At 71.4% G+C, this 18,440-nt stretch carries 14 protein-coding genes; 9 read left to right on the forward strand and 5 right to left on the reverse strand.

Annotated elements, in window-relative coordinates; genetic code table 11:
* Nucleotides 1-22 precede the first annotated feature (22 nt).
* Both H7K62_RS18975 and H7K62_RS18980 read left to right on the forward strand, forming a co-directional pair.
* Nucleotides 23-1,474, forward strand: coding sequence for a hypothetical protein (locus H7K62_RS18975; protein WP_186721567.1), 1,452 nt, complete (start codon nt 23-25; stop codon nt 1,472-1,474).
* Nucleotides 1,471-5,046: a glycosyltransferase gene (locus H7K62_RS18980; RefSeq protein WP_186721569.1), complete on the forward strand. Its 3,576-nt coding sequence runs from the start codon at nt 1,471-1,473 to the stop codon at nt 5,044-5,046. Before H7K62_RS18975 ends, H7K62_RS18980 begins: the two co-directional genes overlap by 4 nt.
* Here H7K62_RS18980 and H7K62_RS18985 read toward each other — a convergent pair.
* Nucleotides 5,024-6,736 carry a glycosyltransferase family 2 protein gene (locus H7K62_RS18985; protein WP_186721571.1) on the reverse strand — a complete coding sequence of 571 codons (1,713 nt, stop codon included), beginning with the start codon at nt 6,734-6,736 and terminating at the stop codon, nt 5,024-5,026. The two genes, H7K62_RS18980 and H7K62_RS18985, sit on opposite strands and share 23 nt — an antisense overlap.
* A 371-nt stretch (nt 6,737-7,107) precedes the next feature.
* On the opposite strand from H7K62_RS18985, the gene H7K62_RS18990 reads away from it, so the two are divergent.
* Nucleotides 7,108-8,061, forward strand: coding sequence for a methionyl-tRNA formyltransferase (locus H7K62_RS18990; RefSeq protein WP_186721573.1), 954 nt, complete (start codon nt 7,108-7,110; stop codon nt 8,059-8,061).
* On the forward strand, nt 8,058-9,221 hold the full coding sequence (locus H7K62_RS18995; protein WP_186721575.1) for a DegT/DnrJ/EryC1/StrS family aminotransferase: 1,164 nt from the start codon (nt 8,058-8,060) through the stop codon (nt 9,219-9,221). The genes H7K62_RS18990 and H7K62_RS18995 overlap by 4 nt, the downstream gene beginning before the upstream one ends.
* A 49-nt stretch (nt 9,222-9,270) precedes the next feature.
* Here the strand turns inward: H7K62_RS18995 and H7K62_RS24295 are convergent, their stop codons facing one another.
* A complete protein-coding gene (locus H7K62_RS24295; RefSeq protein WP_186721576.1) occupies nt 9,271-10,212 on the reverse strand; it encodes an alpha-1,2-fucosyltransferase in 942 nt (313 codons plus the stop codon).
* 220 nt (nt 10,213-10,432) lie between these two features.
* Between H7K62_RS24295 and H7K62_RS19005 the strand changes: the two genes are divergently transcribed.
* Together H7K62_RS19005 and H7K62_RS19010 are read left to right on the forward strand one after the other, a co-directional pair.
* Nucleotides 10,433-11,356, forward strand: a complete 924-nt coding sequence (locus tag H7K62_RS19005) for an NAD-dependent epimerase/dehydratase family protein (RefSeq protein WP_186721578.1) — start codon at nt 10,433-10,435, stop codon at nt 11,354-11,356.
* Nucleotides 11,353-12,579 carry a DegT/DnrJ/EryC1/StrS family aminotransferase gene (locus tag H7K62_RS19010; RefSeq protein ID WP_186721580.1) on the forward strand — a complete coding sequence of 409 codons (1,227 nt, stop codon included), beginning with the start codon at nt 11,353-11,355 and terminating at the stop codon, nt 12,577-12,579. The genes H7K62_RS19005 and H7K62_RS19010 overlap by 4 nt, the downstream gene beginning before the upstream one ends.
* 188 nt (nt 12,580-12,767) lie before the next feature.
* On the opposite strand, the gene H7K62_RS19015 is transcribed toward H7K62_RS19010, so the two are convergent.
* Nucleotides 12,768-13,016, reverse strand: a complete 249-nt coding sequence (locus H7K62_RS19015; protein WP_186721582.1) for a hypothetical protein — start codon at nt 13,014-13,016, stop codon at nt 12,768-12,770.
* Between the two features lie 784 nt (nt 13,017-13,800).
* Entirely contained in the window at nt 13,801-14,556 is a 756-nt protein-coding gene (locus H7K62_RS19020) for a glycosyltransferase family 2 protein (protein WP_186721584.1), read from the reverse strand.
* A gap of 291 nt (nt 14,557-14,847) precedes the next feature.
* Here H7K62_RS19020 and H7K62_RS19025 point away from each other — a divergent pair, with 291 nt between their 5' ends.
* Nucleotides 14,848-15,177, forward strand: coding sequence for a hypothetical protein (locus H7K62_RS19025; protein ID WP_186721586.1), 330 nt, complete (start codon nt 14,848-14,850; stop codon nt 15,175-15,177).
* Nucleotides 15,178-15,302: 125 nt separating this feature from the next.
* Here the strand turns inward: H7K62_RS19025 and H7K62_RS19030 are convergent, their stop codons facing one another.
* The gene (locus tag H7K62_RS19030) at nt 15,303-16,235 is read right to left on the reverse strand and encodes a sigma-70 family RNA polymerase sigma factor (RefSeq protein ID WP_370591850.1); all 933 of its coding nucleotides are present in this window, start codon (nt 16,233-16,235) and stop codon (nt 15,303-15,305) included.
* Nucleotides 16,236-16,374: 139 nt separating this feature from the next.
* On the opposite strand from H7K62_RS19030, the gene flgN reads away from it, so the two are divergent.
* Together flgN and flgK are read left to right on the forward strand one after the other, a co-directional pair.
* Entirely contained in the window at nt 16,375-16,902 is a 528-nt protein-coding gene (gene flgN / locus H7K62_RS19035; protein WP_370591851.1) for a flagellar export chaperone FlgN, read from the forward strand.
* Between the two features lie 65 nt (nt 16,903-16,967).
* Nucleotides 16,968-18,437: a flagellar hook-associated protein FlgK gene (gene flgK / locus H7K62_RS19040; RefSeq protein ID WP_186721588.1), complete on the forward strand. Its 1,470-nt coding sequence runs from the start codon at nt 16,968-16,970 to the stop codon at nt 18,435-18,437.
* The last annotated feature ends 3 nt before the right edge of the window (nt 18,438-18,440 follow it).

Genomic DNA, 18,440 nt, shown 5'->3' on the forward strand with positions numbered 1-18,440 from the left:
CCGATCGGCCGATCCACTCCTCGTGACCGAACGACGTCCAGCGAAGGTCAACCTGTGCCTGGCGCACGTGCCCGGCAACCCGTTCACGCTCGGGCTGCTGGACCCCCTGCACCAGGTCGGGGAGGCGCTGACCGCCGTCGGCGTCGACGTGACGATGGGCCGCAACCGGCTGCAGCGCGGGGTGCCCAACTGGGTGTTCGGTGGCTTCCGCGGCTTCGACCCCGACCTCGCGCGCAGCTACGAGTGCGTCATCGTCAACCTCGAGCAGCTCGGTGCTGGCGGCGGGGCCACCGGGACCGACTACCAGCGGCTGCTCGTGGAGAACGCGGTGGTGGACTACCACCCGGACAACCCGGCCGCCTACGGCAAGACCCTCGACGAGGTCCCGCTGCTCGCCTTCGGGCACTCCCCCCGCCTGGCGACGTCCCCTCCGCTCCCTCTGCAGGAGCGGCCCATCGACCTGCTCTTCCTGGGGCTCCCCGGGCCGCGTCGGAACGCCGTGCTCGACCGCGTGCGCGCCACCGGGGTGGAGGTGTTCGTCCCCGACGGACCGGTCTTCGGCCCCGAGCGCGACGAGCTGGTCCGCAGCGCCAAGGCCGTGCTCAACGTGGCGGCCTACGACCTCAACCGCTTCGAGCAGGTGCGTGCGTCCCTGTGCCTGTCCCTCGGGACCCCGGTGGTCAGCGAGAGGCGCGAGCTCGCCTCTGACGGCGAGAAGGCCTTCGAGGACCACGTCTCGTGGTTCGACCTCGCCGATCTCGAGGCGTACTTCACCGGGACGTTCCTGACGGGGTCCTGGCTCGCCGCGGCGCAGGAGCAGGTCTCGAGCTTCACCGGGGTGTCGATGGTCCCGAGCCTCGAGCGGGCCCTCTCGGTCCTCTCGGGGAGGCCCCAGCGCGCGCTCGAGGCCCCTCCTGCCTCCGAGCGGGTCACCATCGGCATGGGTACCGGCTACCGAGCTGGTTGGCTGAACGTCTCGACGTCGTCCTCGCACATGCCCGACGTCCAGGTCTCCAGCTGGTCGCAGCTGCGCTCGGGACTGCACCTCGACACCGCCGCCCACGGCGCCGTCACGACCGGGAGCGCCCGGGAGGTCCTCGTCGCGCCCGGTCCCGAGGGCCTGCTGCTCGACCACCTGCACGCCGCACTGGACCTGCTCGCCGACGGACAGCTCGCCCGGATCGAGGTGCCCCTGGGCGACAGCGTCGCGGCCGCGGAGGTCCACATGAAGCGGTTCTGGGCTCACGGCGTGGCGAGGAGCCGGTTCGAGTTCGTGGAGGCGCACCCTGTCGACATGAACGGCGAGCCCTGCGGGGAGGACTCGGCCATGCACCTGCGCGTGGTGCTCCGCAAGGTTCCCTGCACCAGCGCGCAGACCACGTCCTCGAGGACGTTCCTCGACGACCTCGGCGGACTGCTCCCGAGCGCGCCACCACCGCTGCGCCTCGAGACCTCGGAGGACGACCCCCGATGACGACGACGGCCGACACCCTGGCGCCTCGCGTGACGATCGTCATCCCTGTCCACAACCAGGTGGCGTTCACCCTGCTCTGCCTCCAGAGCATCGAAGAGGCCCAAGCGCGCAACACCACGACCTTCGAGGTCGTCGTCGTCGACAACGCCTCGACGGACGGCACGCGCGAGCTCCTCGACTCGCTCTCGGGGGACGTCCGCACCGTCCGCAACGAGGAGAACCGCGGGTTCGGCGACGCGTGCAACCAGGGGGCGGAGGTCGCCCGCGGCGAGTTCGTGCTGTTCCTCAACAACGACACGGCCGTCACCGGCGACTGGCTCGACGTGCTCGTCGCCGCGATGGACGAGGACGCCCGCCGCGGTGCCGTCCAGCCGAAGCTCCTGTACCCCGACGGCCGCGTCAACGACGCCGGTGGTCTGGTGTTCCGCGACGGCGTGGCCGTGGTCTACGGCAAGGGCCACCTCCACCCGAGCGCACCGGAGCTGGACGTCAGGCGAGCCCCCGACTACGCCTCCGGGGCGTGCCTGCTCGTCCGTTCGACCGCGTTCCGCGAGATCGGCGGCTTCGACCACCGCTACGCGCCCGCCTACTACGAGGACACCGACCTGTCCTTCGCGCTCCGCGCCGCGGGGTGGACGGTGCTGTACGAGCCGGCGGCCGTGGTCATCCACGTCGAGGGCGCCACCGCCGGGACGGACACGACCGCGGGCTTCAAGGCCCACATGCCGCGCAACCAGCGCCTCTTCGCCGAGAAGTGGGCCGACGAGCTCCGCCACCGCCCCGCCTTCACCCCGGAGGCCATCGACGCGTGGGCCCACCGACCGCAGGCGGGGTGGGGACCGGGAGAGTCCGCGGAGGCCACGACCGAGGGGCTCCGCGTGCTGGTGCTGGATCCCTTCCCGCCGATGTACGACCGCGCCAGCGGCAGCCTGCGGACCCTCGAGATCGAGAAGGCCCTCCGAGCCCTCGGGCACGCCGTGGTGCACGAGGCCACCGGGGCGGCCCCCGAGCGCGCGCGCTACTCCCGTCACCTCTCGCGCTGGGGCATCAGGCTCCACGGAGAGGACCCTGCGGCCCCCGGGCCACCGCTCAACGGCTCGACGCTGCACCGCCCCCTGCACCCCGAGGACGGGTACGACTGCGTGGTCGTCGGCCCCTGGCAGACGGCAGAGCACCTGCTGCCGCGCATCCGCCAGCACTTCCCGAGCGCTGCGGTCGTCGTCGACTCCTGCGACCTGCACTTCGTGAGAGAGGCACGGGGCGCGACCTTCCCTCCGGAGGAGCTCGTGCAGCGACGCGAGAGGGAGCTCGCGGTCTACGCGGCCGCTGACCACGTGCTCGTCGTCAGCGACGTGGAGCGCGAGCTCCTCCGCAGCCTGCTCCCCGGCGTCTCCGTCTCCGTGGTCGGCAACGCCCACAGCGCGGTCGACGCTCCGCCCCCCGCGCAGGGCCGCAGCGGTGTCCTCTTCGTGGGCAACGCCAACCACCCGCCGAACGTGGACGGGGCCCGCTGGCTCGTCGAGGAGGTGTGGCCGCGGGTGCGGGCACACCGACCGGACGTCGAGCTGGCCATCGTCGGCAACGACCCGCTGGGCGCCTTCAGGGCCTTCGCCCAGGAGTCCGTGATCGTCACCGGCTGGGTCCCCACCACCCGCCCCTTCCTCGACGCCGCTCGCGCGTCCGTGGCCCCGCTGCTCTCGGGTGCGGGGGTCAAGGGCAAGGTCGGCGAAGCGCTCGCTGCCGGCCTGCCGGTCGTGGCGACCAGCATCGGCGCTGAGGGTCTGGGCCTGACCGACGGCGTGGACGTCGCCGTCGCCGACGGTGCGGCGGCCTTCGCGGAGCGCGTCCTGCGGCTCCTGGACGACGACGACGCCTGGTCGGCGCAGAGCGCCGCCGGCCTCCACCGCTCGCGTGAGGCGCTCGGTCCGGACCGGCTCACGACGGACGTGCGCACTGCTCTCGAAGCGGCGGCCACGGCCCACGCGAAGAGACCGCGGCCGGTGGTGTTCCTCGTCGACTCGGACGAGAGGACCGTGGACGAGGTCCTGCGCCTCGAGCTGTCGCAGAGGTCTGGCGCTGTGCTGCACGGGCGCGTGACGAGGCACTCGCCCCAGACAGGTGTCATCCCGCTCTTCCGCGGCCCGCAGACCTCCCGGGCAGTGGGGGATGACGCAGTGGCCGAGGCCCTGGGGCAGCTGGTCCGGCAGCACGCCGTCGACGTGGTGGTCTTCGCGGGACTCGGCACCCCTGACCACCTCAACGCACACCTCGTCGAGACCGCCCAGCAGTGCGGTGCTGTCGCCGTCGTCACCGTCGACCACGACGACACCGTGCCGTGGTCGTCGCCTGGTGGCGGCGCAGGTGCTGAGGGCACCGACGGTGACCTCGTGGACCAGCTGCTGCTCCGGAGCGCATCGCGCGCCCTGGGCCGTGCGGACGTCCTGGTCCTGCCGTCGGCAGCGACGCAGCTGGCGCAGCAGGAGCTCACGGGTGCGAGGGCACGCCTCGCCTGCGGACCCCTGGTGCAGTGGTGGCCCGCCGTCCTCGACGTCCTGGGAGACCTCACCCCCCCTCCTGCGCCCAGCGAGGTGGGTGGGCCTGAGATCAGCGTGGTCATCAGCACGTTCGACCGCCCGGACGCCTTGGCTCGGGCGCTCGAGGGGTTCTGCCGGCAGACCTTGCCGAGCGAGCGCTTCGAGGTGGTCGTCGTGGACGACGCTTCGAGCGTCCCAGCAGCTCCCGTGGCCGAACGCTTCACCGATCGCCTCTCCATCCGGTGCGTGCGCCGGGAGCTGAACGGGGGCGTGGGCCCAGCACGAGCCACCGGTGTGGAACTCGCTCGCGGGGCGGTGGTGCTGTGCTTCGACGACGATCTCGAACCACGGCCGCGGCTGCTCGCTGAGCACCTTCGCTCTCACCGGGCCAACCCGGCCGTGCACGACGTCGTCCTCGGGTTCCTCGGCGCCGGCCGCGGACTGACGACCAGCAACGTGACGTACGCCGTCACCCAGACCCTGCAGACCTACACCGGCTACAGAGACCTCACGGACGGTCAGTCGCTGCCGTGGCACTACGCCTGGGGAGGATGCTCGTCGTACAAGACCGAGCTGCTGCGCCAGCACGGGCTGAGGATGCCGTGGATGGAGGACATGGAGCTCGCTTGGCGTCTCCGAGACCACGGCCTGCGCGTGGTCTTCAACCGCCATGCGGCCATGGTCTTCGACGACGAGATGACGATCGAGGGCTTCTGTGCGCGCAGCGCCAAGCACGGTCGGGCTCAGGTGGCCATCTCGACCCTCCACGACGCGCAAGAGCTGGTCCGGCACTTCGGGCTCGACGACCTGCAGGCCCGACATGACGCCATGGACGACGCACGTCTCCAGAAGTCGCTCAGCACGGCCGAAGCGCTGGTCGGAATTCCGCGCACGGTCCTGCGTGCCTCACCGGTGCGAGGTGGGGCCGGGTCCGGGCGGTCTGGAGCAGATGTGCTCGACGAAGCACTGGGGGTCGTCTTCGAGCAAGCGCGCCTCGCCGCCGCCGTCGGCGCACTCAGAGGTGCTGGAGGGCGCTGACACCGCCCCCCCGTCGCTCCACCCGACCTGACTCCTGGATCCATCCGGCCACTGCCCGTGCTTCAGCCTCGTTCAGGAGCACTCCGCGCGCGCTGCCGCTCCTCACCGGCATCAGCGAGAGGTCATCGATCTTCTCGATGACGACGTCCCCGGCGTCATCGAGGTCGATGCCGCGCGCTGCAGCGGTGAACCGCTCGAAGGTCTCCTGCTCGGAGCGCCCGAGGGTCGGTAGGACCCAGCGCACGGGGCTCTCCGCCCGGGTGTGGCGCCGCCAGGCGGCGACCACGGTCCGTGCCGCCGGCCCCTCGGGTTCAGCCAGGTCGAGGTAGAGGCTGTTCGTAGCGGCCGGCACCCCGTCCCACGACGCGATCCCGGACGACATCGACCGCCAGGCGGTGACCGCCTCGTCCAGTGCGGCCGAGGGGCGCCTCAGCTCGAGCTGGGCCCAGCTGCCGTTGCCGATCGCTGCTGAGAGCGCGGTCCCGGCGGGCTCGTGGCGACCGACCAGAGCTCGCGCCCCGCTCGTCTCACCGAGGGCTGCAAGGGTGATCGCCAGGTTCACCACGCCGGCCTCAGACACGTGCTCCCCGACGGCGCGCTCGTAGAAGTGCCGCGCTAGAACGAGGTCCTCGCCGACGACCGCGTTGCCGAGGTGGATGAAGGCGTCGGAGCGCAGCACCGGGCTCCCCCGTTCGGCGATCTCGGGGAAGAAGTCGAGGAGATCGCGTCGGCTCAGCTCGTTCCTGCGCGCGCGGTGGCCGTCGCGCCACGTCCGGTCGCGACCCGCCGAGGTCGTCGACAGAGAGGTGTCGTGGCGCCGGTAGCGCACCAGGCGCTGCGGGAGGAAGCGGAACCGGGCCCTGCCCGCAGCCTTGAGCCAGAACTGGTAGTCGCAGGTCAGCCCGTCCTCCATGCCGCCCAGCGCCTCGAACGTCGTGCGGCGCACCGTCACGGACGGGTGCCCTATGAGGCAGACGGGCGTGAGGTCGCGGAGGAGGGAGGCTTCGTCGTACCCCACCGGAAGGTGGAACTCCTGGCCCACGACGGCACCACTGCTGTCGATGGTGAGCGCGGCGGTGTGGACCACGTCGAGCCGCGGGTCCCTCACGAAGGCCTCGAGCTGCTCGATGAGCCTGGAGGGCTCGTTGACGTCGTCACCGCCGAGGAAGGCGAGGTAGTCCCCGCGTGCTCGCCGGGCCGCGGCGTTCCAGACGAGGTCCATGCGGCCCGAGCCTCCGACGTTGCGCTGGTGCACCACGCGGATCCGCGGGTCACGAGCGGCGTAGTCGTCGAGGATACCGGCGGTGCCGTCCGAGGAGCCGTCGTCGACAGCGATGACCTCCCAGTCCTCGAAGGTCTGGGCGATGCATGAGTCCAGCGCAGCAGCCGCGAAGGCCCGCGAGTCGTGGAAGGCGATGAGGAAGCTGACGAGGGGGCCCCTGGCCCTGGAGGTGGTGGCCCGGGTCGACGCGCCGGGCACCTCCGGAGCACCGAGGCTCGGTCCAGCCGCCGGGTCTCGCCGCTCGGGCCCGGCGGTGGCGACCAGCTCTCCCTCGATCCGAGCCACGATCCTCTCCGGCGCGCACAACGTCACGCGGTGCGCGTCGACCAGCTGCTGGAGGATCTCGCGGGGCAGGTCGTCGGCGACGACGACCTCCTCAGGATCGCAAGCGCTGACCAGCCAGCTCACCACATCAGACGGAGCGCGACTGATGCACGAGTCAGTGGCAGCGACGGGGTCGAACCCGATGAAGCGGCGACCGAGCACAGCGGTGGAGCTGCTGATGGCCCTCCCCAGGGGTGCGTGGATCCCCTCCGCGCCCTCTGCGAGGACGAGGACCAGGCCACGACCACTCGTGCGCATGCGTCGCTCCTCCGACTCGTCCGCCCGCACTGGGGCGGACACGCGTCGTCGCACGACGCCCCGGCCCATGGTCAGCCATGACGCGCAGCTCTCCCGGGAGGCTCTCGCACGGGCGTGTCACGCGCAGGACTGCCACGACACGAGCCCGCTTCGAGCAACGCAGCTCCTCGTAGCTCGCGGTGTGCGACGGTGACCCCATGAGCTCGACCGGGTCGCGCGCCCGGCGGGTGGTGGTGGCCGGCAGCCACTCACCGGCCGTCGCCGCGCTCAACATGGTCCTCGAGCGCGTACCGGCTGAGGACGTCCTCGTGATCGCGCCCGCGGGCGGACGCACGCACAGCTGGCACGATTCGCTGGAGACCGCCGCCGTGTTCCGGGGGGTCCGCGCAACGGCTCCCGAGGACGTGAACAGCCCCCGCGTGGTCGAGGCCCTGGCCGAACATGAGCCCGACCTCGTGCTCAGCGTCTACTACAACCAGATATTCGGCAGGGAGTTCCTCAGCGTCGCACGAGGTCGTGTCGTCAACCTGCACCCGTCGCTGCTCCCGCGCCACCGCGGGACCGCACCTCTGATCTGGGCCATCGCCGAAGGGGACCTCAAGACCGGCGTCACGCTCCACCACGTCGACACCGGGGTCGACACCGGAGCGGTCATCCGGCAGGCGTCCATCCCCATACACCTGGACGACACCGGGTTCGACCTGCACCAGAAGGTCAGCCGGCTGGCCTCGGGGATGCTCGCCGCGTTCCTCAGGGACTTCTTCGAGCACGGCACGGTGCCCGAAGGTCGACCGCAGAGCGGGGTCCCGTCCCTCCACCGGCGCAGAGACGCGCACCTGAACCACCTCGACTGGAGCGAGAGCTCCGACCGACTCCGGAACGTCGTCCGCGCCCTGAGCCATCCCCTCGACGGCGCCCACACCTACGCGGAGGAGCGCAGGATCGGCATCGAGCGGCTCCGTCCTGTGGAGCACCACCACGACCTCACGAGCAAGCGGCCAGGCGTCGTCGAGACACCCCCTGGAGCAGCTCCGCTGGTGTGGTGCTCCACCGGCCTCCTGAGGGTGGATCTCTGGCGCGCTGATGACGGCTCCGTGCGCCCGGGCGCCGAGCTGGCCCTCTCCCTCCGCGAAGGCACGGCACTGTCGTGACCTACTCACCTCCGCCCGTCATCTTCGGGCAGCCGTACTTCGACGAGGACGAGGCGACGCTGCTGCTGTCGACGCTGCGCAGCGGGTGGATCGGCCAGGGACCGCTGGTGAGCGACTTCGAGAGGCGCCTCGCCGAGTACACCGGAGCCCCGCACGTCGTAGCCGTGAGCTCGTGCACAGCCGCCCTGCACCTGTCGCTGGTGGGCATGGGCGTCGGGCCTGGTGACGAGGTCATCACCACCGCCATGACCTTCGTGGCGACGGTGAACGCGATCGAGCACGCCGGAGCCACGCCGGTGCTGGTGGACATCGATCCGGAGACGCTCAACATCTCCCTCGACGCAGTGCTCGAGGCCATCACCCCGCGGACCAGAGCGGTCGTCCCGGTGCACTTCGGCGGCCGGGCGGTGGACACGCTGGCCATCGACGCGCTCGCGCAGGAGCACGACCTCTTCGTCGTGGAGGACGCGGCTCATGCGCTGGGCGGAGTGGTGCGGGGCCGGCGGGTCGGTGGCCACGCACGCGAGCGGGTGGCCACCTGCTACAGCTTCTACCCGAACAAGAACCTGGCGAGCGCCGAAGGCGGAGCCATCGCTCTCGCCGACCCGCACCTGGCCTCCAGGCTCCGCTCCCTGCGCCTCCACGGCCTCGAGGAAGACGCCTGGGGCCGGTACAGGTCTCAGGTCTACCGGCCCTCCATGGCGACCTACCCAGGGTTCAAGGCCAACTTCACCGACCTCCAGGCCTCCATAGCCCTCGGCCAGCTCGACAAGCTCGAGGGCTTCCTCGCTGCCCGTGAGCACCTCGCGGACATCTACGACGAGAGGCTCGCCGACGTCGCCGGCGTCGAGCTGGTGCCCCGAGGTGAGCCCTCGCTCGAGTGGCGACATGCGCTGCACCTCTACCAGGTCCGGATCACCGGGGGCGCCCCCAGACGAGACGCGGTGCTCGACAAGATGCGCGCCGACCAGATCGGGGCAGCTGTCCACTACGTCCCTGTGCACCGTCACCCCTACTACGCCGGGCGGCTCGATGCCGTGCTCCCGGTGACTGACGAGGTGGCGGACTCCCTGCTGACCCTGCCCCTGCACCTGCACATGAGCCGCAGCACTGTTCTGCGCGTCGTGGGGTCCCTGCGTCGGGCGATGGCGGAGACCTGAGGATGACGGCCGCCAGGTCCCGACCGGGCGATCAGCACTCCGGTCGCGCTCAGCTCGGCCAGAGAGACCGAACGTCCTGGTCCGGCCTCGGCTGGATGCCGAGGCTGATCCAGTTCCGCCGCAGCGTGTCCTCCGTGTTCATCGACCTGTCGGCCATGAAGGGCCTGGGTCCGACCACCACCTGCCCGGGCTTCTCGCCCAACCAGGCGGCCCACCAGCTGTAGGTGCTGTTGGCGATGATGTGGTGGTCGCACTCCGCCATGAGGAACATGTCCTCGACAGGGGGGGTGCTGGGCGTGGGCCACATCACCGTCCGACGCTCCCCGCCGAGGTGCTCGGCGGACCACGCCGCATCGTTGGAGAAGACGAAGTACCAGGGGTTCTCGACGAGTCTCTCCACGAGCAGAACGGCGTTCGCGTAGTACTCCGGCGAGCACACGCCGTGGGCGGCGAGCGTGTGCGCCTCCTGGACGTAGTCCCCACGACGCACGTGCAGCGCGACGGGTGAGTACCCTTCCGCCCTCTTCGCCCTGATGGCCTCGTTCGCCTCGACCGCGTAAGCGTCCGGCGTGCTGACGCGCTTGAAATCGCTGCGGATGACGTCGGCCACGTCGAAGAAGTAGTCCTCGCTCGTGTAGTTGCCCACCATGAGCACCTCCGCGACCGGCAGGTGCAGGACTGCTCGGTCGACGTGGAGGTGACGAGGACGCACAGTCGTGACGAACTCGTTCGACGGGCCGCAGATCTCGTCGGCCTGCTCCGGCGTCAGCATCACCGCCTCGACGTCGAGGTGGTGGAGCTCCGGAGACCACTTCTTGTACGTGCGGTAGTTCCGAGGGTCTATGAGCACCTGCGCGCCGTGCTGCAGAGCGAGTCTGCGAGCCGCGGCGTACCCGAACATCTGACTGGCGAGACCGCCCTCGATCTGAGCGATAGTCATGCGTAGAGGGTCGTCACAGGGCGCCATCCACTTGAGGTCGTCGGCGACCACCCCAGCGCGCCCGGCTACAGCACCGACCCATGAGGGAGAGGACACGAACGGCTCAAGGAGTCCACCCGAACGGCCGATGCTCGGAGCGGACCGGCGGAGACGCTGTCGGGCAGATCTCGGGGAGGCACCAGTGGAGGCTCGGCCAGGAGAGGTGGGCGCTGCGCCACTCGTCAGTCCCGTCCGCGGCCGCCGGCCGGCCGTGGCACCACCCCGACGACGAGTGCTGCTCACCGGAGGCGCCGGTCTCCTCGGCAGCGCGGTCCGGGCAGCTGCCGCCGCAGCTGGTCCGGCGCTGGACCTCCAGGTCGCCACCCGTGCGCACGCCGATCTCACAGACCCGGTCGCGACCCGTGCCCTGCTGTCCAGGACCCAGCCCGACGTCATCGTGCACTGCGCAGCTCGCGTCGGCGGGATCAAGGCCAACGCTGCGGACCAGACCGGGTTCCTCCTCGACAACCTGGCGATCGACACCTCGCTCTTCCGGGCAGCGCTCGACGCCGGCGTCGAGCGGCTGGTCTACCTGGGCAGCTCGTGCACGTACCCGCGCGACCACCGGCAGCCGCTCGTCGAGAGCGACCTGCTGCAGGCTCCGCTCGAGCCGACCAACGAGGGTTACGCCCTGGCCAAGCTCGCGGGTACCCGTTTGTGCGCGTTCGCCTCCGCCCAGCACGGCGTCGCGTACCGCGCCTTCGTGGCCTCCAACCTCTACGGCCCGGGGGACGACTTCTCAGCCGACCGAGCACACCTGGTGGCTGCAGCCATCGCCAAGGTGCACGCCGCCAAGACCGCAGGTTCTCCGACGGTGACGATCTGGGGTGACGGCACGGCCCGCCGTGAGTTCACCTACGCCGGTGATGTGGCGAGCTGGATCATCCAGAGCCTGCCCCATCTCGAGTCGCTCCCGCCCGTCCTCAACATCGGCGCGGGGGTCGACCACTCGGTCACCGAGTACTACGAAGCGGCACGAGCTGTCGTGGGCTACCAGGGCGAGTTCGTCTACGACACCAGCATGCCCAAGGGCATGCACCAGAAGCTCATGGACAGCTCCAAGGCCCGCGCGCTCGGGTGGGCCCCTGCGACGACCCTGGAGGACGGTGTGCGCGCGACCTACGAGAGCCACCTCGATGCGCTGGTGGCGGCGTGAGCACCGACGTCCGGGTCCCCGCTCCGCGCAAGGCGCGCCCGCCGCAGGTCGAGCAGCAGGGACTCCCCCTCGCCACGAGCACCTGGGACCACCGCGAGCTGCAGGCGCTGCAGGACGTCATCGCCTCGGGGCAGTTCACGATGGGTGCCCACGTGCAAGCCTTCGAGCGCGCCTTCGCTGAGGCCTTCGGCGCCCGACACGCCGTCATGGTGAACTCCGGGAGCAGCGCCAACCTCCTCATGGTGGCTGCCGCCGTCCTCGACGACCGGACGGACCTCAACCCCGGTGACGAGGTCCTCGTCACCGCGGTCTCCTGGGCGACGACCTACTACCCGCTCACGCAGTACGGCCTGCGTCCCGTGCTGGTCGACGTCGATCCGCACACGCTGAACATCGACCTCGAAGCCGCTCGCGCTCGCTGCACGGACCGCACGAGAGCGATCCTCGCCGTCAACCTCCTCGGCAACCCCAACCGCTTCGACGAGCTGCAGCGGCTCGCGGATGAGAAGGGGTTGGTGGTCCTGGAGGACAACTGCGAGTCGATGGGCGCCACGTTCGCGGACCGCAGCGCAGGCACCTTCGGCCTCATGGGGACCTTCAGCACGTTCTTCTCCCACCACATCTCCACGATGGAAGGCGGGGTCGTCGTCACCGATGACGAGCACCTGGCCGACATGCTCCTGTCGCTGCGCTCTCACGGCTGGACGCGCAACCTCCCCCGAGGCAGCGCCCTCCGCCCTGCCGGCTCGGAGGGGTTCCACGACCTCTTCCAGTTCGTGCTGCCGGGCTACAACGTGCGGCCGCTGGAGATGTCCGGAGCTGTCGGGCTCCACCAGCTCGAGAAGCTGCCCGCCATGGTCGCCGCTCGCCGGGCCAACGCGGACACCTTCCGGGAGCTCATGTCCGGCGTTCCCGGCGTGCGCATCCAGAAGGAGGTCGGCGAGAGCAGCTGGTTCGGGTTCTCCTGCGTCCTGGTCGACCACCTCGCGGGGCGTCGTCATGAGGTCGTCTCAGCCCTCAGTGCCGCGGGCATCCAGACACGTCCGGTCGTGGCAGGGAACTTCGCGCGCAACCCCGTCATGCGGCACCTGAACGCGGATGCCTGCGGAAGTCTCGTCCACGCTGACGAGGTCCACGACAACGGCTTCTACGTCGGAAACCACCACTACTTCGTGGGCGACGCGCTCAGGCACCTCGCCCGGGTGGTCCACAGCGTCCGCTGATCTCCTCCAGCAGGGCACCACGGCCGCCGGGCCTGGAGACCTGCCCCTCGATCCACCGCGTGGTGGACTCGGGGACGGTCGAGGCTGTTGAGCGTGGTCGGCAGGGTCGATGACCCCGATGGGCGTGCCGTGGCAGCCGGCCTACCTGGCCCTTCCCCTCGCGTGCTGCTCGTAGGGGCCGCACCGTGTCAGCGGCGGGGCAGGCCCTTGGTCGGAGCGGCCAGCCCGACGACGCTGGCGAAGCGGACCCAGTGAACCGCCCCGCCTCCGCCGGAGGCTCCGGTGTGCCCCGGGTCGTCCTCCTCGATGCTGGCGGTCTGACGGTGGTGCTCCTCCTCGGGCTCAGCCGGCGGGGTGCACCCGCAGGCGCTCGCACGGCCGCCCCCGCGGCGGGCCACCGCACTCGCCAGAGCGTCCACCGCCAGGCGTGACCTCATCCGCCAGTGACTGGAGCAGCCCACGACGCGCTCGGAGCGCACGCCCTCGCCGGCACTGCCGCTCCTCACATCGAGCGTCGCGACGATCGCTGAGATCCACGCGGTGGCGTGCTCGGTACTGGTGGGCGGGTCCGCCCGGGCTCGTCGCCACCGGTCGCGGAAAGCCCACTGCACACCGACCACCAGCGGTTGCCAGTGCAGGTGCGCCGCACCGTGCGCTCACAGCGGTCGTGGCCGACCTCGCGGACCTCATCGGCGAGCAACCGGTAGCCGCACTCGGGGTCGGCGTGGTGAGCCTCGAAGGCGGCACCGGTCAGGTAGGCCCGCTCGACCTCGCGGGTGGTGATGGCAGTGGCCAGCCATCGGCAGTCGGGCTGGTGGGTGAGCTCGAGGACCCGGCACCTCACCGCCACGGGGATCCCGGGGACGACGAGCTCTCTCACGAGCGCGCAGAGGACCTTCCCGGCGGGTTCGCCTGGGACAGGTAGGCCGCAGCGCGTCGCAGCACCTCGTCCTCCTGATCCACCAGGCGGTTGCGCCGGCGCAGCCCGGCGGCTTCGAGGGTGGGGACTCGGGCGCAGTGGTGATCCTTCCGGCGACGCCGCAGAGCGTCACAGATCTGCTGTCACCTGTTCGTGCAGCAGTCCCTCACCTCCGCCTGGACCAGCAGCACCGCCCAGGTGCGCGGGACCACGAGACCCGCATCGACACGATGCGTGGCGATGGCCCTGTCGCGATGCTGACGTGGTTCCTGGCCCGCCGACGGTAGTTCTCGGACGCGCCCTCAGACGAGGAGCTCAGCCGGCAGCTGCGACGCGAGGAAGTCGGGCCGGTGGGCGCGCAGCCACTGCAGGCCCGCCTGGAGCATGTCGTCGTCGGTGCGCCCCTGGGCGGACGCCCGCTGGCCGACGTGGTGGACGTAGGAGCGGCTGATGAAGTGGCGGTGGCCCGTGCGCGTCAGGTCCCAGCTGATGAGGTCGTCGGCGAACCAGTTGGTCGCGGGGAAGCCACCCACCCCGTCGAAGACCGCCTTCTCCACCCAGGCGAGCACGGGGACCACCATCGGGACCTCGTGGATCTCCGCCTCGCTCGAGAACTGGACCGACCCGAGCTGCCCCTCGTTGGCGTACCGGACGTTCTGAGGACCCTTGGCGAAGTTCGTGCGCGCCCCGACGAAGCCCAGGCTGATGGCGGGCACCTGGGCTCGCAGGAGCGCCACGTCCTCCAGCAGCCTCGTGACGGAGTCGGGGTGCAGCACGCAGTCGTCTCCGAGGATGAGCAGCTCGTCACCTCCGGCCTGCTCGGCGCACCAGTTCCACGCCTCGCTGCCGGTCGTGATCCCTGGGGGCTGTCGCAGCAGCCTCATGGCCGGGTTCGCCGGGAGGTCACGGGGTTCTTCAGCGCCGGCCCAGCCGACGATGACCTCCACGCCCGGGGCGTAGGCCTTCACGGAGGCCAGCGCGACGCGCAGGTCGTCCCAGGCCGTCTGCTCCTGTCCGGGCGCCGTCCGGCGGGCGGTGGGCAGGAGGATGCTCAACACGATGGGCCTCGCAGGGTCGTCGGAAGGACCGCAGGACAGCTCGGGGCACGAACCCCTCACGAGGTTCATCGGCCAGATGGGTGACGGAGTTGAGCCGCCTCCGCCCGTGGACCTCGTCGGGGCGTCATCGTGCGTTCGGGTGACACCGCTGATCGATCGCTCAGCAGATGCCGATGACTGGTCCGTGACCACCAGCAGGAGGCTGGAGGCCGGGGACCACGGAGGGATCCCATGATCACAGGCGTGACCGCGGTCGCTCCCAGCGGCGACGGAGGACCTGTCCGCACTGCCGTGAGCACTGCGGCGTCGAGCCGCAGCACCGCTGCAGACGAGACGGGCGCCACCGCATCGCCAGCCGCCGTCCAGAGGCCTGAGAGCAGCTCGGCCGGCTCTCAGACCCGGAGCAGCGACGACGGCGACTCCGGCGACCGCTCTGCCACGGGCACCTACCTGGCGAGCCTGCTCGCCGCCCAGATCACCGGACGCCCTCCCGCGGAGGGCCGGCCGGTGAAGATCACCCCGGAGCGGCTGGCCAGCCTCATCACCTACCTCGAGGCGACCGTCGCCTCCACCCAGGCCGCACGCTCTCCCGAGGAGCACGCGGTCGACGTGAAGAGCTGAGCCACGTCCGCAGCACCGCACGAAGACCCCCGCGCCAGGTGCGCGGGGGTCTTCGTCACGTGGGGCCCCGCCGCCGCCCGGGTGGGGAAGTCACCGGGCGGCGGCCGGGGGTCTGGGGGGGCCGCTCAGCCGGTGGCGGACCAGCCGGTGCGGCGCGGGGCCGGCACGGGCGCGGCGGCCGTCGTCGTCACCACGGCAGTCACCACGGCATCGGCCGCCACAGCGGCTGAGGCGCTGGGTGCGACGGACGCGTGCGCGGCCACGGCCGCGAAGTACGCCTGCCGGCGCCGGTCGACCACACCGCCCGGACGCTCGACCGGAGCGACCATCGTGGGCTCGAGGGAGGCGTTCATGCCGTCCCGCATGAGGCCGAGGGCCTCGGTGCGGAGCTGGCTGATGCGGGACTCGGTGACGCCGAGCTCAGCGGCCATGTCGGCCACGGAGCGGTCCTCGAGGTAGAGGCCGGCGACGACGACGCGCAGGCGCTCGGGCAGCGCCTCCACAGCGGCCCTGAGGTAGCGGACCTGCTCGCCCTGGAGCACGTGCTCCTCCGGGCCGATGCCCCGCTGCGGCAGCACGTCGGACAGGGCGCCGTCGAAGGCGTCGAGGGAGACCACGGCGCGCTGGACGTCTCCTCGGACGGCGTCGACGTCCTCGGGCGCGCAGCCCATGGCAGCGGCGAGCTCGTCACGGGACGGTCGGCGGCCCAGCTCGGTGGTGAGCCGCTCCTCCACGCCCTCCATCGCCCGGGCGCGGGAGCGGGCGCCGCGCGGCGCCCAGTCCATGCCGCGCAGCTCGTCGAGCAGCGCGCCGCGGATGCGCAGCGTGGCGTACCTCGCGAACGGCACGCCCGTGGAGGGGTCGTAGCCGGCTGCGGCAGCGGCGAGGGCCGCCATGCCCGCGGAGACGAGGTCGTCGCGCAGCACGTGGCCCGGGAGGCGCACGAGCATCTCGTTCACCTGGTAGCCGACGATCGGCAGGTGGGAGGTCACGAGCTCCTCCACGGCGCCGCGCGAGAGCGGGGTCCGGGAGGAGGGCGACGACGTCGATCCGGTCACGGAGGATGTGTCGGCGCACCGGCGCGTCGGCTTGAGCCGAGCGGGTGGACCTCCCCCGGTTGCGCTCAGGACGGCGCCCTCGGCAGCCGTTCCGTCTCAGCTTCTCCTCAGCCCGGCGCCTCGGACGCCGATGGACAGCGTGAAGGACCGCACCGCCGTGGTGCAGTCGGCAGCGATGGGAGGGCGCGTGGGCGTCGCCGAGGTCTCCAACGTGCTGTGGCGGGAGCGCGAGCAGCTGGAGCTGCTCCTGTTCAAGCTGGAGGAGGAGCGCCTGATCCTGCTGAGCGGCAACACCCGCTGGGTGGCGCACGCCTCCCACGAGGTGCAGCTGCTCGTGGAGCAGCTCCGCGAGACCGAGCTGCTGCGCAGCATGGAGGTCGACGCCTACGCCGCGAGCGTCGGCATGCCGCCGTCGTCGTCCCTCAAGGACCTCGCGGTCGCCTCCGACGGGCCGTGGGCCTCGATCCTCACCTCCCACCGCGACGCGCTGCTGGAGCTGACGGGCGAGATCGCCCGGGTCTCCGCCCACAACCGCGAGGTGCTGGCCATCAACGCCCGGGCCACCCGCGAGACGCTGCTGAACCTCACCGGCACCCTCGAGACGTACGCCCCCACGGGCCGCACCACCTCCCCGGCGCCCGCGCACCTCATCGACCGGGCGCTCTGAGCGCCCCTCCCCCACCTGACCCCGCCCGCTCCCCGAACCCACCCTGACCCCGAGGACTCCGACCCATGAGCACCTTCTCCGGCATCAACGCCGCGGTGACGGCGCTGCGGGCCCACCGCAGCGCGATGGACGTCATCGGGCAGAACGTCGCCAACGTCAACACCCCCGGGTACACCCGGCAGCGCGCCGACCTGCAGGAGCTGAACGCTCCCGGCGGTTCGGGGATGCTGACCGGCAACCCCGTCACCGGCGGTGGCGTGCAGGTGGTGAGCATCTCCCGCGCCTACGACGCCGTGCTGGGCCAGCAGGTCAACGTCCAGACCGGCGACCACGCCCTGCAGCAGCAGCGCGCCGACACGCTGTCCGGCCTGGAGAGCCTCACGCAGGAGCCCAGCGCCAACGGCCTGGCCACCCAGCTGAACACCATGTGGGCGGCCTGGGCGAGCGCGGCCACCAAGGCCGGCGCCACCAACGCCGACGGCGCCGCCCGCAACAGCGTGCTCGGTGCGGCGCAGAACGTGGTGGCCACGCTGCACGCGGCCTGGAACACCATCAACAACCAGTGGTCGGCCACGCGCAGCCAGGTGGACGCCGACGTCAACGAGGTCAACACCCTCGCCGGCAACGTCGCCACCCTCAACGACCAGATCCAGAAGGCCACCACCACCGGTGGCGCGCCCAACGAGCTCATGGACAAGCGCGACCAGATGGTCACGCGCATCGTCGAGCTCACCGGCGCCACGACGCAGGCGGGGCCCAACGGCCAGACCGACCTCTACGTGGGCGGCGCGCTGCTCGTGCAGGGGAGCACGAACGCGGCCCTGACCATCAGCCAGACCCCGACGTCGATGGGTGACGTCGTCAAGGGCCAGGCGCCGGGCGCCTCGGCCTCCGACGTCGCCACCGGGACGATCGTGGTGAAGGTGGGCGTCAACAGCGTCAACCCGCTCAGCGGCAAGCTGACGGGTGAGCTCGAGGCGCTGCGCTCGACGCTCCCGAAGGCCTCGGCGCAGTACGACGCCGTCGCGCAGAGCCTGGCCACCCAGGTCAACGCCCTGCAGGACAGCACCCAGAACGCGAACGCCGTCGACGCGAACCGCAACCCCTCCCCGCCGCTCTTCACCGGCGACGCGCCCGCGGGGACCTTCTCGGCGCAGAGCATCGCGATCGCGTCCACCTTCACCGGTGCGAACCTCGCGATCGGTGCGTCGGGCAAGGGCGCGAACGACGCGTCCATCGCCACGGCCATCGCCGCGATCGGGACCAGGACCACCAGCCCGGACGCCACGTGGAGCGCCTACGTCTCCAAGCTCGGCGCCGACAGCAGCTCCGCCTCGGCCCGCACCGACGCGGCCCAGGCCGTGCTCACCGCCACCCTCGCCGACCAGCAGGGCGCCGCGGGCGTCTCCCTGGACGAGGAGAGCGCGGACCTCATCGCCGCCCAGCGCGCCTACCAGGGCGCGGCGCGCGTGCTGACAGCGGTCGACGAGATGCTCGACACGCTCATCAACAAGACCGGACTCGTGGGCAGGTGACCT

The sequence above is a fragment of the Quadrisphaera sp. RL12-1S genome, from assembly GCF_014270065.1.
Taxonomy (GTDB): Bacteria; Actinomycetota; Actinomycetes; order Actinomycetales; family Quadrisphaeraceae; genus Quadrisphaera.

Bases quoted from the DNA above. Each gene is read 5' to 3' on its own strand.
- flgK (WP_186721588.1), top strand. From the start codon at position 16,968: ATGAGCACCTTCTCCGGCATCAACGCCGCGGTGACGGCGCTGCGGGCC.
- H7K62_RS18980 (WP_186721569.1), top strand. From the start codon at position 1,471: ATGACGACGACGGCCGACACCCTGGCGCCTCGCGTGACGATCGTCATC.
- H7K62_RS19015 (WP_186721582.1), bottom strand. From the start codon at position 13,016: ATGAGGTCACGCCTGGCGGTGGACGCTCTGGCGAGTGCGGTGGCCCGC.
- H7K62_RS18990 (WP_186721573.1), top strand. From the start codon at position 7,108: ATGAGCTCGACCGGGTCGCGCGCCCGGCGGGTGGTGGTGGCCGGCAGC.